Annotated in this window: 13 protein-coding genes; 5 read left to right on the top strand and 8 right to left on the bottom strand. The window is 43.2% G+C overall.

Going from position 1 to position 15,846, the window contains the following annotated elements; all coding sequences use genetic code 11:
- Window positions 1-31: 31 nt before the first annotated feature.
- The gene (gene yfcE / locus OCU90_RS13010; protein ID WP_004734243.1) at window positions 32-577 is read left to right on the top strand and encodes a phosphodiesterase; all 546 of its coding nucleotides are present in this window, start codon (window positions 32-34) and stop codon (window positions 575-577) included.
- Between the two features lie 30 nt (window positions 578-607).
- Here yfcE and OCU90_RS13005 read toward each other — a convergent pair whose 3' ends face one another.
- The 3 genes from OCU90_RS13005 to OCU90_RS12995 form a co-directional block, all read right to left on the bottom strand.
- The gene (locus OCU90_RS13005; protein ID WP_061024467.1) at window positions 608-928 is read right to left on the bottom strand and encodes an Rdx family protein; all 321 of its coding nucleotides are present in this window, start codon (window positions 926-928) and stop codon (window positions 608-610) included.
- A 133-nt stretch (window positions 929-1,061) separates the two neighbouring features.
- Window positions 1,062-1,577, bottom strand: a complete 516-nt coding sequence (locus OCU90_RS13000; protein WP_017066005.1) for a regulatory protein ToxS — start codon at window positions 1,575-1,577, stop codon at window positions 1,062-1,064.
- Between the two features lies 1 nt (window position 1,578).
- Window positions 1,579-2,490, bottom strand: coding sequence for a transcriptional regulator (locus tag OCU90_RS12995; RefSeq protein ID WP_061024466.1), 912 nt, complete (start codon window positions 2,488-2,490; stop codon window positions 1,579-1,581).
- A gap of 270 nt (window positions 2,491-2,760) precedes the next feature.
- Here OCU90_RS12995 and htpG point away from each other — a divergent pair, with 270 nt between their 5' ends.
- The 3 genes from htpG (at window position 2,761) to hemH (ending at window position 6,937) form a co-directional block, all read left to right on the top strand.
- Window positions 2,761-4,665, top strand: coding sequence for a molecular chaperone HtpG (htpG, locus tag OCU90_RS12990; RefSeq protein ID WP_061024464.1), 1,905 nt, complete (start codon window positions 2,761-2,763; stop codon window positions 4,663-4,665).
- Window positions 4,666-5,053: 388 nt separating this feature from the next.
- Entirely contained in the window at window positions 5,054-5,698 is a 645-nt protein-coding gene (gene adk / locus OCU90_RS12985; RefSeq protein ID WP_004734238.1) for an adenylate kinase, read from the top strand.
- Between the two features lie 276 nt (window positions 5,699-5,974).
- Window positions 5,975-6,937 (top strand): ferrochelatase, encoded by a 963-nt coding sequence (gene hemH, locus OCU90_RS12980; RefSeq protein WP_004734237.1) that lies wholly within the window; start codon window positions 5,975-5,977, stop codon window positions 6,935-6,937.
- A gap of 90 nt (window positions 6,938-7,027) precedes the next feature.
- On the opposite strand, the gene OCU90_RS12975 is transcribed toward hemH, so the two are convergent.
- Window positions 7,028-8,413 (bottom strand): peptide MFS transporter, encoded by a 1,386-nt coding sequence (locus tag OCU90_RS12975; protein WP_004734236.1) that lies wholly within the window; start codon window positions 8,411-8,413, stop codon window positions 7,028-7,030.
- Window positions 8,414-8,915: 502 nt separating this feature from the next.
- Here OCU90_RS12975 and rfaH point away from each other — a divergent pair.
- Window positions 8,916-9,422 carry a transcription/translation regulatory transformer protein RfaH gene (gene rfaH / locus OCU90_RS12970; RefSeq protein WP_004734235.1) on the top strand — a complete coding sequence of 169 codons (507 nt, stop codon included), beginning with the start codon at window positions 8,916-8,918 and terminating at the stop codon, window positions 9,420-9,422.
- A gap of 87 nt (window positions 9,423-9,509) precedes the next feature.
- Here the strand turns inward: rfaH and asnB are convergent, their stop codons facing one another.
- From asnB to nagA, 4 genes are all read right to left on the bottom strand, one after another.
- Entirely contained in the window at window positions 9,510-11,180 is a 1,671-nt protein-coding gene (asnB, locus tag OCU90_RS12965; RefSeq protein WP_017079461.1) for an asparagine synthase B, read from the bottom strand.
- A 234-nt stretch (window positions 11,181-11,414) separates the two neighbouring features.
- A complete protein-coding gene (locus tag OCU90_RS12960; RefSeq protein WP_017079462.1) occupies window positions 11,415-13,001 on the bottom strand; it encodes a cation:proton antiporter family protein in 1,587 nt (528 codons plus the stop codon).
- 84 nt (window positions 13,002-13,085) lie between these two features.
- Window positions 13,086-14,300, bottom strand: a complete 1,215-nt coding sequence (nagC, locus tag OCU90_RS12955; protein WP_004734232.1) for a DNA-binding transcriptional regulator NagC — start codon at window positions 14,298-14,300, stop codon at window positions 13,086-13,088.
- A 2-nt stretch (window positions 14,301-14,302) separates the two neighbouring features.
- Window positions 14,303-15,439 (bottom strand): N-acetylglucosamine-6-phosphate deacetylase, encoded by a 1,137-nt coding sequence (gene nagA, locus OCU90_RS12950; protein WP_061024463.1) that lies wholly within the window; start codon window positions 15,437-15,439, stop codon window positions 14,303-14,305.
- Window positions 15,440-15,846 lie beyond the last annotated feature (407 nt).

Raw genomic sequence — 15,846 nt, 5'->3', positions numbered from 1 at the left:
ATAGGCTCATAAATTTTATGGAGAAGTACGTGTGAAATTATTTTTTGCTTCAGACCTACACGGTTCGCTGCCAGCAACAGAAAAGGTATTAGAACTCTACCAAGCGTCTGGTGCGCAATATTTAGTGCTATTGGGTGACATTCTGAATCATGGGCCAAGAAATCCGATTCCAGAAGGATACAATCCACCGGCGGTTGCAGAGAAGTTGAATGCGTTTTCTCAAGAGATCATCGCCGTTCGTGGTAACTGCGATAGTGAAGTGGATCAAATGCTGTTGTCTTTTCCAATGATGATGGATTACTCATGGGTGTTATTGGAATCAGGTCAGCGTATCTTTCTAACCCATGGTCATTTGTATAACACCACTAAACGACCAGCACTAAAAGCGGGTGATATTATTGCCCATGGGCATACCCATATTCCAGTTGCCGAATACCAAGATGATATCTTTATCTTTAACCCTAGTTCGGTGACATTCCCACGAGATGGTCACGCAGCGAGCCATGGCATCTATGAAAATAATACCTTTAAAGTCATTAGCCTTGAAGGTGACGTAATTGTGAGTGGCGAGCTTTAAATAAACTCAATCGGCGGCGTTAGAAAAGGCTCACTTTGAGTCTACGTGGCCGAGGTCCCTGTCTGGAGCAATGATGTTGCGCACTCTTTGCTTCAGAACTTTCGCTTCTGGAAAACCTTCATCTGCTTTTCTTTCCCAAATCTGCACACCATTACAAAAGATTTCGAACCTGCCTCCGGTGTCTGGATGCAAGCTCACTTGTTCAATTTCTTCGCTAAAGGTATGCAGCAGCTCTTGGCATAACCAACTAGAACGAAGCATCCAATTACACTGACGGCAATAGTATATTGCGATTGTCGCTTTTGTTGCTGTCTCTTTAGCTGGCGTCAGATTTAGTTGATCCGTATTCATAGTTAATCCTTAAAATGCTACATCCGTAATTTGATACCAACGGCTAACAAAAAAGGGGCTTCATGCCCCTTTTCTATTGGTTTACCGTTTCATGGTATTTAGTCGTTGGAATGAAATAAATAGCTTTCCAATCTTAGTTTGAAAACAATACTGTAGAACCATGATTTAAGCTAGTCAGTAGCAGTGCCTTCGGATTAACAATGTCTATGCGGCGGCTTTGTTCTGCGTCCATCTTAATGACTTGAGTGATCAGCTCTAGTTGTTCTTCTGAAAAGTCTTGGCGCTGAGCCGAAGTCACATCTTTAAACTCCGTTGGCGAAACCAGTAAGTAGTTGTCGTTAATATCCCACTGACCCGTTTCAGAGATGTTGATGACATTCGCAGGCTCAGTTTGATTACCGTAAAGTCTAACCACTGACATTCTCAAATATGTACCATTTGGTAGGTATTTCGCATTCGATGATAGCTCAACTCTACGCAGCGGGCCGATTGAGTCTGCTTGCTTGTTATCGCTAATCAGCGTCACCATTTTCGATTGCCACTCATGCTGAGTGAGCAAGCGCTCGACTTTTGCATCGCTACCCCAATATAACCAACCACTTAAGAATGCAGATAGAACCAGTAAAATAATCGATACTTTTAATTTCATGTTACTGACCACCGTTACAAATGTCGTTTACATCCGACTGGTTTGCGTAAATTCTTAGGGTTACATTTTCGCTAGAGTAATCTTGCGGGTGAATGTAGTTGAGGGCAAGGTTGTTGGTTTGTCCACCTGTTGCAATCACCTCAGTCGGTTTCAGCATACCAGTGTGATTAGTGTTGTAGCGCAATACACACTTCTCTATCGCAGGTAGCCAACTACTGAGATCAGGATGATTGATTGGGGATTGAATCTTTACACCATCCACTTCTGTTAATGTACGGAATTCTGACTCTGCTGGGTTAGTAAATGTCAAAACCAGAATTGGCATGATGAAAGCCGCAAGCAATAACGAAAACGCTAACCACTTATTGGTGCTTTTAACCGGGGTCGCAGTTGGTGTTGTTGCTGGTTCCACTTCAACTTTGGTTTCTTGAAACTTTGTAATTGACTCGGGCTCGACAGCTTCAGTCATTGCTTCTTCAGTCATTGTAGGCGTTGCAAACGTTAAGATAGGTTCTACGTCATTTTCTGCAATTTCAGCCGCTGCTGGCTGATCATTTGATGAAAGTGGTGCAGAGCGTTCAACGGTTGCAATAAATTGGTAACCGCGTTTAGGTACCGTTTTTACGAATTCTGGAGATTTGGTCGAGTCCTTGAGCATCTTTCTCAGGGTCGAAACTGCTTGCGTTAAGCTTGAGTCATCAACCTCAAAGCCTTGATCTCGCCAAACATACTCGTGCAATTCATTACGAGTGATAACTTCATTGGGTCTTTCTGACAGCATCAGGAGAATGCGGCTTTCATTGCTGCCAAGGCGCACGACTTCGCCGTCGCTCATTTGATCAACAAGTGAATTGCTATTTGGATCGAATACGAACCGCTGTGCGAGAATAAACTTTGTGCCGATATTACTCATTGAATTCTTCTATTTTGGATGATTTTGATTGCGAAATAGACAAATCTCAGGTGAAGTTCCGTTAATTCTTCACCAAATCATGGCTTCTTTTATGTTCTTTTATATTTATCAGGCTCAAGGATAATAAAAACAGATCAAAAAAACAGTGTTTTTATGATTTTTGACCTTGAATTTACATTTGTCATCCTCATGTTAATGAACATAAGAGTGGCATCAAGTGTTACGCCCCTATGGTTATTCAACATAAAGTATAGATGTTTTGGAGTAAAAATGAGCGAAACAGCAACGCAAAATAAAGAGACTCGTGGCTTTCAATCTGAAGTAAAACAACTACTTCACCTAATGATTCACTCACTGTATTCAAATAAAGAAATCTTCCTACGTGAGCTGATCTCTAACGCATCTGACGCGGCTGATAAGCTTCGTTTCCAAGCCTTGTCAAACGGTGACCTTTACCAAGGTGATGCAGACCTAGGCGTAAAATTATCTTTTAGCGCTGAAACCAATACTTTAACGATTTCTGATAACGGCATCGGCATGAGCCGCGACAACGTGATTGAGCATTTAGGTACGATTGCTAAATCGGGTACTGCAGACTTTTTCTCAAAGCTGTCTGAAGACCAAAGCAAAGACTCTCAATTGATTGGTCAATTTGGTGTTGGTTTCTATTCTGCATTCATCGTTGCAGACGCGGTAACGGTTCGCACACGTGCAGCAGGTCTAGCGAGTAATGAAGCTGTTCAGTGGCACTCTGCAGGGGAAGGTGATTACACCATCGAAGACATCACTAAAGAGTCTCGTGGTACTGATATCATTCTTCATATGCGCGAAGACGGTAAAGAATTCCTAAATGAATGGCGTCTGCGTGAAGTCATTGGTAAATACTCTGATCACATCGGTATCCCTGTTTCTATCTTAACTGCGGTTAAAGATGACGAAGGTAAAGACACCGAAGATAAACATTGGGAACAGATTAACAAGGCTCAAGCGCTTTGGACTCGTAACAAGTCTGATATCGAGAAAGAAGAGTACCAAGAGTTTTACAAGCACGTCTCTCACGACTTTGCTGATCCACTAACGTGGAGCCATAACAAAGTTGAAGGTAAGAACGACTACACAAGCCTACTTTACATCCCAGCTAAAGCACCTTGGGATATGATGAATCGTGACCATAAGAGCGGCCTTAAGCTTTATGTACAGCGAGTATTCATCATGGATGATGCAGAGCAGTTCATGCCATCTTACATGCGTTTCGTTCGCGGCTTGATTGACTCAAACGATCTACCACTGAACGTGTCTCGTGAAATCTTGCAAGATAATAAGGTAACTCAGTCTCTTCGTGGCGCATGTACCAAGCGTGTCCTGACTATGCTTGAGCGCATGGCGAAGAATGACAATGATAAGTATCTAGAGTTTTGGAAAGAGTTTGGCCTTGTACTGAAAGAAGGCCCAGCGGAAGACATGGCGAACAAAGAAAAAATCGCTGGTTTACTTCGTTTCTCGTCAACGGAAGTTGACTCTGCTGACCAAGCTATCAGCCTAGCTTCTTACGTTGAACGTATGAAGGAAGGCCAAGACAAGATTTATTACCTAACAGCAGATAACTACGCTGCCGCCAAGAACAGCCCGCATTTGGAGCAGTTCAAAGCAAAAGGTATCGAAGTGGTTCTAATGTACGATCGTATTGATGAGTACGTAATGAACTACCTGACTGATTTTGATGGTAAGCAGTTCCAATCGATCACCAAAGCGGGCTTAGACCTAAGCAAATTCGAAGGCGAAGAAGAGAAAGAGAAGCAAAAAGAGGCAGAAGAAGAGTTCAAATCTGTTGTTGAGCGCACTCAATCTTATCTTGGTGATCGTGTTAAAGAGGTTCGCACGACATTCAAGCTAGCAACTACACCTGCTGTTGTTGTTACCGATGATTTCGAGATGGGCACTCAAATGGCTAAACTTCTTGAAGCTGCGGGTCAAGCTGCTCCTGAGGTGAAGTACATCTTTGAGATTAACCCTGAACATGCGCTAGTTAAGCAGATGGCTGACGAAGCGGATGAGCAAGCATTCGGCCGTTGGGTTGAGTTACTACTTGGCCAAGCTATGCTGGCTGAAAAAGGCTCAATGGAAGATCCGTCACAATTCTTAGGTGCAATCAACGAGCTACTAACAAAACGTTAGTCTTTCGACTTTGGGCTAAGCCTATAATTATAAATAAAAGCTCGCTAATGCGGGCTTTTTTTATGAACGTCGCTTAAATTCATCGAAATGTAGCTAAAGTCGCTAACAAGACGAACGCAAACGCTGTCGATACATTCTTTAGTCTTAATTTCAGCCAAATTGAATATTAATGTGATAGAATGCTCGACCTAATCAGCTGGTACTATGAACCTATCGTCTCCAGTTGTATGATTTTTAAACGTTATACCGAAACTTACCGTTTTGCTTCTGTTTACAGTTGTGCTTAGCCTCAGTTGTTACCTAACCTCTCTTGTTTGACCTCAATTAAACCAGAAAGGCGGGATAGTGAGCTTCGGTATAAATCATAATTTTTATAAGAGGATTAAACATGCGCATCATTCTTCTAGGTGCTCCTGGCGCGGGTAAAGGTACTCAAGCTAACTTCATCATGAACAAATTTGGTATCCCTCAAATTTCAACTGGTGACATGCTACGTGCTGCTATCAAAGCGGGTACTGAGCTTGGTAAGCAAGCAAAATCAGTAATCGACGCTGGTCAGCTAGTTTCTGATGAAATTATCCTTGGTCTAATCAAAGAGCGTATCGCTCAAGATGACTGTGAGAAAGGTTTCCTACTAGACGGTTTCCCACGCACAATCCCACAAGCGGATGGCCTAAAAGAAATGGGCATTGCTGTTGATTACGTTGTTGAATTCGACGTAGCTGACGATGTGATTGTTGAGCGTATGGCTGGTCGTCGTGCTCACCTTCCTTCTGGTCGTACATACCACAGTGTGTACAACCCACCTAAAGAAGAAGGTAAAGATGACATCACTGGCGAAGAGCTAGTGGTTCGTGATGACGACAAAGAAGAAACAGTTCGTGCACGTCTAGGCGTATACCACGATCAAACGGCTCCGCTTATTTCTTACTACGGTAAGGAAGCAGAAGCAGGCAACACTAAGTACCTTAAATTTGATGGTACTAAGCAAGTTGCTGAAGTTAGTGCAGAACTTGAGAAAGCACTAGCATAATTGGCTAACAGCCAGTTTTAGAATTTGATATATTGGAAGCGACCGTTAAGGTCGCTTTTTTTGTTTCAATTTTTAGTAATATACCAATCTAGATAAATCGATTGTGCACTGTTTCCGCGGTACGGCTTAGATTCGCGAGGCTAACGCTCAAGGTGATATTGTGATAACCCAGGTTAAGAACGATTATTCTTAAATTTAGTGGCACAACAATGATCTTAAACTTATGCCGATTAGTATATTACGTTCCAGAAAATCACACATTGGTCTCAGGTATCTATGGAAAATAATAAAAAGCAGGGCGTTTTACTGGTGAACTTAGGAACACCAGATTCGGCGACCCCGGCTGGCGTTCGTCGATTTTTGAGTGAATTCTTACACGATAAGCGAGTCGTAAACCTAACGCGTTGGCTTTGGTGTCCTATCTTGCATGGGGTGATCTTACCGATTAGAGCGCCGAAAGTGGCTAAGCTGTATCAGTCTGTTTGGATGGATGAAGGCTCACCACTGCTTGTTTACTCTCAAAGACAAGCCGACAAGCTCCAGAAAAAATTAGAGATGCCCGTAGCGCTGGGTATGACCTATGGCAACCCAAGCCTTAAGGCGGGGGTCGAGCAACTGATGGAGCAGGGTGTTGAAGACATTATCGTCCTGCCTTTATATCCCCAGTACTCAGGTACAACCACAGCGGCTGTTTCTGATGGTTTAACCAAAGCCTTTAAGCAGATGCCAGTGATTCCGAGCTATCGCTTTATTCGCGACTACTACGCGCACCCAAGCTATGCAAAAGCATTGGCTGAAAGTGTTCGTAGTCATTGGGATAAAAATGGCAGAGGTGATCATTTAGTGTGTTCTTTCCACGGTATTCCGAAGCGACTCGCTGATGAAGGTGACATCTACCCTCAGCATTGTGAAGCGACGACAAAATTACTTGCTGCTGAGTTAGGTTTATCTGCGGACGATATCACTATGACATACCAGTCTCGATTTGGTCGAGAAGAGTGGTTGAAGCCTTACACTGACGAGACACTTGAATCACTGCCGAGTAAGGGCATCAAGAAGATTGATATCATGGCTCCTGCGTTCTCGGTTGACTGTTTGGAAACGTTGGAAGAGATTTCTGACCAGTGTAAAGAGACGTTCATTGATGCTGGTGGCTCAGACTTTAGCTACATTATGTGTCTTAACGACAGAGACTCACACATCGATATGATGGCTGAGCTAGTGGCGCTTCATCGCTAACTGATATGCCAATAGAATAAATAACAAAAGGGCTGCTCATTGAGCAGCCCTTTTTGATCTTGATGTTTCTTCTTGAAATCGATCTAGATATTAAGCAACCGAAGTTTCTGCTTTTGGTTCTGCTTCAAGCGTCATGTTGGTTTCTACACCATGCATCCATGATACAAGTTTACCTGCACAAAGAAGCAGTAAGACGCCACTTATAGTCGCTGTAATTGCGATACCACCGAAGATAGACATTGCGCCAAGCTCACCAACGTGAGAACCCACAAGGCCAGCGACGTAGTTTGCGACAGCATTGAAGCCAAACCATGCACCCATCATTAACGACGCTAGACGAAGCGGAGCTAACTTAGTGACCAACGACAGGCCAATAGGAGATAGACAAAGCTCACCAAGAGTATGGAAGAAGAAAGCACCGACTAGCCACAGCATTGATGTTTTCACTGTTAGGTCGCCACCTTGCTCCATTACTGCACCCATCATGCACACAAAGCCTAGTGCTAAGAAAAACAACGCCATCGCAAATTTCACTGGCGAGTTTGGTTCACGCTTACCAAGCTTGACCCAAAATGCAGCAATGATTGGTGCAAGTGTAATGATGAAGAATGGGTTCAGAGATTGGAACCAAGCTGCAGGAACTTCAAAGCCACCAATCATACGGTCCGTATATTGTTGAGTGTAGATGTTCATCAAACCGCCAGCTTGTTCAAAGCCAGCCCAGAAAACGATTACGAACAGACCCATAACAAGAATAACTTTTAGTCTGTCGAACTCTTCTTTGGTCAGTGGTGTTTTCTCTTTCGATTTGTTCAGCGCTTTCGCTCGTGCAGCTGCAGGTACTGAACCAATGTTGCCTAACCATGACTGAGCCATCGTCAATTGCATAACTAAGCTAATAACCATACCGATACCAGCGGCTAGGAAGCCAGCTTTCCAGCCGAATGAATCGACTGCAGCACCTGAAATTAAGCCACCCAGTAGCGCGCCTAAGTTGATGCCCATGTAGAAAATGGTGAAAGCGCCGTCACGTCGGTTATCGCCTTCTTGGTATAGGTCGCCAACCATGGTCGAGATGTTTGGTTTAAACATACCGTTACCACTGATAAGCAGTGCTAAACCTAGATAAAGAGCATTTACTTGGTCTAAGCCAATAGCGCCGTTAGGAAGAGCAAGCGTAAATTGGCCTAATGCCATTAATACACCGCCCACTAGGATCGATTTACGTTGTCCTAAGTAGTTATCGGCAAGCCAGCCGCCGATTAATGGCGTGATATAGACTAAACCAGTATAGATACCATAAAGATCGAGGGCATCTTTTGTTGACCAACCCAGGCCACCATTGATAGTGGTATCGGTAAGAAATAAAACAAGGATCGCACGCATCGCATAGTAGGAGAAACGTTCCCATAGCTCTGTGCTAAAAAGTAGAAATAGGCCTCTAGGGTGGCCAAAGATGTTGTGATTGCTTGGCATAAGTTTTACTAATTTTAGGTATTAAAAGATTTTATAGTTCCTTATGTATACAGAGTGGAATAACCATCTGCAATAGGTGTCTTTTATGGTCACGATAACTATTTTTTTGTAAGCTCATGAAAATATGGGGTTTTATTGGAAATGTTGCCCAGATAATGCGTGCTGCAAACTAATTTTCCAGTTTTGAGTTGAGCGCATAGTGTTCTTTTTATAAGAATTATCGAATGCTAACCGTCCAATTGATTGGTTTGTCGGATGGTTTCTGGATTTAAATGGTATAGCGTTCCTTTTATTTGTAGCATACATAGCCTTACAATAATGCGTCTTTTTATCTGTAAATGTTCCCTGTACAATGCTTAACCACTTTTTGTCCCTATGGCTTTTTGTTGATAAGTTGGCCTGTTACGCATAATTTATTGCTTATCAGGATTCATTTTATTAACGGTGACTAACGGTTTTAGGCTTGTGGTAATATGTCCCAAAATAGAAAATGGCTAGTAAAATGAAACGTTGGTATTTACTTTACTGTAAGCGTGGTGATCAAAAACGCGCTCAACAGCACCTAGAAAACCAGGGGGTAGAGTGCTTTTATCCTCAAATCGATGTCAAGAAGGTCGTGAGAGGGAAAGAGAAGCAGGTCAAAGAACCGCTGTTCCCGTCTTATATCTTTGTTCGCTTTGATTATGAGCAAGGCCCTAGTTTTACGACAGTTCGTTCGACTCGTGGCGTTGTCGACTTTATTAAGTTTGGCGCAAGGCCACATGAAGTCCAAGGCGACTTAGTGTATGAACTGAAAGAGTTTGAGAAGTGTTGCGAAGATGAACCTGAAGAGTGCTGTGTTGAGTTTGAATCAGGGCAAGTGGTCAAGATCAATAGTGGTCAGTTTGCTGGGGTTGAAGCTATTTTCCATCAGAAAGATGGTGAAGCTCGATCTATTATGCTGGTAAAAATGATCAGCAAAGTGGTTCCGATCAGTATTGAGAACGAAGCACTACAAGCTCACGCATAAGTGCAGTAATACAAAGCAAAAAATAGGCTTAAAACAAAAAGGCGCATAATGCGCCTTTTTTAGTCTTTAGGGTTTGTTCAAAACGCGCTAAGCGTTGTAAGCATCGTTGTGAACGGCTTGTACTGCACGGCCTGATGGGTCGACACAGTTTTTGAATGACTCATCCCACTCAATCGCTTTCGCTGATGAACAAGCAACTGAAGGACCACCAGGTACACATTCTGCCGCTGATTCTAGAGGGAATAGCTCCTCAAAAATTTCACGGTAAGCATAACCTTCTTTGGTTGTTGGCGTGTTGTAAGGGAAACGGAACTTCGCAGCTTCCATTTGTTGATCCGTTACTTTTTCTTCAGCCGTTGCTTTTAATGTGTCAATCCAATCGTAGCCAACACCATCAGAGAACTGCTCTTTTTGACGCCATGCAATTGAATCTGGTAGGTAGTCTTCAAAACACTCACGTAGAATGTGTTTCTCCATTTTACCGTTACCACACATCTTATCTTCAGGGTTCAAACGCATTGCTACATCGATGAACTCTTTGTCCAAGAATGGAACACGACCTTCAACACCCCATGCCGCAAGAGATTTGTTGGCGCGAGCACAGTCAAACATGCTTAGAGCAAGAAGTTTACGCACGGTTTCTTCGTGGAACTCTTTTGCGTTTGGCGCTTTATGGAAGTACAGGTAGCCACCAAAGATCTCATCAGCACCTTCACCAGACAGTACCATTTTGATACCCATTGCCTTGATCTTACGAGCAAGCAAGTACATCGGCGTTGAAGCACGAATCGTCGTTACATCGTAAGTTTCAATGTGGTAGATAACATCACGGATTGCATCTAAGCCTTCCTGAATGGTGTAAGTCATCTCGTGGTGTACGGTACCAATCTTATCAGCAACTTCACGAGCAGCGATCAGATCAGGCGCGTTTTCTAGACCTACTGCGAATGAGTGCAGTTGTGGCCACCAAGCTTCTGATTGCTCATCGTCTTCGATACGCATTGCAGCAAAACGTTTAGCGACTGCTGAAGTGATTGAAGAATCAAGACCACCAGATAGAAGTACACCATAAGGTACATCTGTCATTAGTTGACGTTTAACTGCAGCTTCTAGCGCTTCAGTCAGTTCTTCTTTACTTGTGCTGTTACCTTGTACCGCAGCGTATTCATTCCAATCGCGGATGTAGTAGCGTTGAGGCTCTGCATCTTTCGAAGAATAGAAGCTACCAGGAGGGAACTCACTGATCGTCTTGCATACTTCAACGAGTGCTTTCATCTCTGAAGCAACGTAGTAGTTGCCGTGCTCGTCGTAGCCTTGGTAAAGCGGGATGATACCAATATGGTCACGGCCGACTAGGTACTCGTCTTTCTCTTCGTCGTATAAAACGAATGCGAAAATACCGTTAAGTTCTTCTAAAAGGTCCGCGCCCATTTCTTGGTATAACGCTAGGATAACTTCACAGTCAGAGTCAGTCTGGAACTGGTACTTATCTTCATAGCGTGCACGAAGTTCTTTGTGGTTATAAATTTCGCCATTCACTGCAAGAATGTGCTTTTTATCTTGGCTGTATAGTGGTTGTGCACCACTGTTAAGACCAACGATAGCCAAACGCTCGTGAGCAAGAATTGCTTTTTCACCAGCATAGATACCAGACCAGTCTGGGCCACGGTGACGAAGCTTTTTAGACATTTCTAAAGCAATAGGGCGAAGTGCTGCGGCATCACTTTTAATGTCGAGAATGCCAAATACTGAACACATAGAACTTCCTTTTAAATAATTTCTAAATCAACTGTATTCAATTTGCCATTCTGGCTAAAAAAAGCAACCGAATGTGAGCAAAAAAATAATATAAAGGGGTTTATGTTAGAAATTATCTAATTTTAAGGTGGTTTTGGTGAGTGGCGTCTAATTGCGGTTGGTTTTTTAAACAAAAACCTCTCAAAAGTGCAAAAGAACAGCAATTTTGAGAGGTTAACTAGACAATGTTTAGGATTAGATCTTATTGATGTTAGGGTTTAATTGCTCACACACGTGTCGAGCAAAACCACTACCAGCTTCACTGTAGATGTTGAATGCTGCATCGACACCATTCTCTTTCAATGTTTCTAGCTGATCGGAGTATTCAGCAATGGCGGCGATTTGACCTTTAAAATTACGTGATTTTAGCTGTTCTAAGGCTGTTTGATTACCTTGGTGATGAGGCATCGCCAAGATCACTAGCTTCACGTTTGCTGTATCTAAGATACGCTCCCAGAAATCTGGGTCAGTTGCATCGCCAGAAATAACGTTTCTTCCAAGGCTTCTATGGTTGTGTGCGGCTTCTTCACGAACTTCGACACCTAAGCTAACCTTGCCATAGCGAGAACGCAATTCATCGTAGGCGCCGGTACCAATGCGCCCCATACCAAGAATAAGCACTTGTGCGCGACCAGGATCAATTCGTTTATCACGTTGGTGAAGCTTTTCAGCAGCGTGCTCTTTGAGCCACTTACCTGACTGTTGATAAAGCTTATGACCCGCTTTGTTTAAAGGAGCAGCGATTAAGAACGATAACGAAACCGCAATTGCCACCGCTACTAATATATCGCCAGACATCCACCCCATCTTAAAGGCAAGACCACCGACGATAAGACCAAATTCACTGTAGTTAAATAATGATAGAGAGGCGAGTAGAGAGGTTCGAACACGGAATTTGAAGCGGTTGAGTACCAAGAAGTAAAGCACGCCTTTCACTGGCAGCAACAGCAAGAATAAGATGGCGAGCATAAAGCCTTGAATGGTAGGTTGCTCGGATAATCCAATATTCAAGAAGAAGCAGACAAGGAAAAGCTCTTTGAGGTTAAACAGCGATTTCGACAGCTCTGAAGCTTTTGGGTGACCGGCTAACAACATACCTAAGATCAGAGCACCTAGATCTGGTTTAACCCCTACAAACTGGAACAAGCCTGCACCGACGACCAATGCGAAGAAAATGCCGAACAGCACCAACATTTCGCCGTGACCAACCCAGTCGAGGACTTTGTAGAACAATGGACGACAGAATGGCAAAGCGAACAGTGCGATGGCATACCACTCTGGAATTTTGCCTGTCGATGCCGTTAAGAAGACCACGGCAAAGATATCCTGCATGACCAAAATACCGATCGCTAATGTTCCATAGGTCGCATTCATTTCCCCTTTCTCTTGCAGAGACTTAACTGCGAATACGGTACTAGAGAATGAAAGGGCAAAACCGAGTAGAACAATCTGTTCTATTGACATAGCTGCCAACGAGGAAATACCTAGGAATTTAAAACCAAACAGGGCGACCGCAAAAAACAGAGTGGATAAAAGGTTGTGGATTGTTGCGCCAGCCCAGATCTCTTTAGAGAGCAGGGTTTTGATATCGAGCTTTAAGCCAATCGTAAATAGAAGCAGGGTGACACCAAGGTCAGCCAAGGTAATGATGGTGTCATTGGTTTCAAAACCCAGAGCAAAAAGCCCAAAACCAGCGACCAAAAAGCCGACCAATGGGGGAAGGTGACACTTTAAAGCAATAAATCCTGCAATAAACGCAGTGGATATTAATATAAGTTCCATAACTTGTAGTAGTAGTTCCCTAGCTTAAAAAAACGGGCCGTGTTTATACAAACACGGCCCGCGGAAAATCAGAGTTGTTTTTCTTTAGTCTTCAAGAAGCTTTTGAAGTAACACACCGTTGAGCATGGCGCGCTTAATCATGGCAAAAGCTCCCATCGTAGGATGTTTATCGATCTGTGATGCTACAATAGGCAGGCCGCTATGGAAAGCCGTTAACGACTGATTCTCTACATTGCGCTTAATTGCAGGGAAAACAATCTCTTGTGCCTTTGTAATATCACCAGCAATGATAACTTTCTGAGGATTAAACAAGTTAATCGTCATTGCGATAGCTTTACCCAGTTGATTACCTACTCGAACCAAACTTTGCTTAGCCAGTTCGTCGCCATTGATAGCATGGTCACATACATCTTGAATGGTAATGTGCTCAATCTCTGTTAGCGAGGACTCATAACCTTGCTTAATTAGCTTTTGGACACGCTCAACAATGGCAGGGTTTGCCGCTACGGTTTCAAGACAACCGAAATTACCGCATTGGCATTGCTCGCCAAGTGGATCAATTTGGATATGACCAATTTCACCCACGTTGCGGTTATGACCAAGGAAAACCTGACCATTAACAATAATACCAGCACCAGTACCACGGTGAACGCTAACCAAAATAGAATCTTGGCTGTCTTTACTTGCACCGAAGTAGTGCTCAGCAAGCGCCATTCCTCGAACGTCATTACCAACAAAACAAGCAACATGGAATGTGTCGCGAATAATGTCGCTTAACGCAAGGTTATCGATGTCTGTATTTGGCATGTACTCAACGACACCTGTCGTTGGGTTAACCAAGCCTGGAAGAGTGACACCAATGGCAATCAGTTGGTCGATCTTTGGTTGGTGTTCAGCAATGAAAGCCTTCAAGTTATTGACCAAGCCTTGGGTGAGGTCTGATTGGTCTGAGTAATTCAGGTCTTGCTGTTGGAAAGCCAGCTCACGACCGCCAAGGTCATGCAGGCTTATTTGAATGTAGTCTCGACCCAAGCGCACAGCGACAGAGTGAAAAGGCTCTACTTCTGTGGTTAGGGAGATAGCGCGTCTACCGCCAGTAGACGCTTGCTGCGCAACCTCTTTAATTAGGCCGCGCTCTAAAAGTTGGCGGGTAATTTTTGTAACACTTGCCGGTGCGAGTTGACTTACATCAGCCACTTGTATACGACTGATAGGCCCTTGTTGGTCTATTAGTCGGTATACCGCCGCACTGTTTAGTTGTTTAACTAAGTCTACGTTACCTATTTGTCCGCCATTCATACTTAATTGTGCTCGTATTGTCCGTTAACAACAGTCGCTTTAACGTTAAAGTCTCGGTCAAATACAGCTAGGTTTGCAACCATGCCTTTTTTGATTCGACCTAGCTTGCTTTCTACACCGATAGCCGTAGCTGGGTATAGCGTAGCCATGCGAAGAGCTTCGTCTAAAGCGATACCGGCGTGCTCAACTGTATTCTGAACTGCTTCAATCATAGTCAGAGCTGAGCCGCCCAGTGTGCCGTTTTCATCAACACACTTACCATCACGGTAATATACTTTCTTACCGACAAAAATAAAGTATTCCATGTCAGCACCTGCAGGAGCTGTGGCATCCGTCACTAATACCAACTTTTCTCCCTTGATTTTATGCGCAATTCTGATGTTTGCGTAATCAACGTGGAAGCCATCGGCAATAATGCCAGCATAAACCTCAGGTGTATCGTAAATCGCGCCAACAACGCCAGGCTCACGACCAACCATAGGAGTCATTGCATTGAATAGATGAGTGGCAAAAGTGATACCTGATTCGAAACCTTGACGCGCTTCTGCGTACGTTGCATTCGTGTGACCAATCGAAACAACCACACCAGCTTTGCGCAGACGCTCAATGTGTTCTGGGTCGTTGAGTTCTGGAGCCAATGTTACTTTTGCAACAAGGTCATTGTTCTCACAGATAAGCTCAATCATTTCGCTGTCTGATTTACGAATGTGATCGACGCTGTGAATGCCTTTTTTCGCAACGTTTAAATACGGACCTTCAAGGTGTAGGCCAAGAGATTGGTTTTGGTATTGGTTGTGATATTCACGAGCTGCGGTAATAACCGCGTGCATGTCTTCGTCAGAAGAAGTGATTAGCGTTGGCAGGAAGCTAGTACAGCCAGATTTAAGGTTTGCTTTGTGCATGATCTGCATTGTGTCTGCAGTGATCTCATCGTTAAGCATTACACCGCCACAACCATTCAATTGTAGGTCAATGAAGCCTGGGCTTAGGTTTGCTCCGTTTAGGTCGCGAACTTCGATTCCTTCTGGTAATTCAGAGATAGGACAGACTTTTTTGATCAGTTCGTTTTCGATTACAACAGCATGATCGGTTAGAACATCACTACCAGTGTAAATTTTACAGTTACTTAGCGCGTACATAGTCAGCTAATCCTTATTTCGTGAGATCTTTAAAATTTGTTCGTTACCTAAATGTGGACTTAGTTTGCGAGCATCATTTACGTAACGATTTATCTTTTATGGGCAAACGGCTTCAAAATGGGAAGCGATTTAAGTTGTTGAAAAATAAATGAACAATTGATTATTAATATACATTTAGGTTCACTTTTAATGATTATTTATTGGACAGCGTAAACCCAGGGATACCATCATTTTACCTAATGGTTAGGTTTAGATTTTATCTATAAACGTTCATTTTTTTGAATGATAAAATAAGTTTTATGATCTCGCTAGCAAAAACCTCTGGATTTGGTAAAAACTGGTGATTACGATCACAAATGGTAAGGTTTTAATTTGCGGAGCAAAATTAATTGAATACACTGAATAGG

The organism is Vibrio splendidus (assembly GCF_024347615.1).
GTDB lineage: Bacteria > Pseudomonadota > Gammaproteobacteria > Enterobacterales > Vibrionaceae > Vibrio > Vibrio splendidus.
The sequence above is the reverse complement of the archived record's forward strand: the minus strand, read 5'-3'. Positions and strand labels throughout refer to the sequence as shown.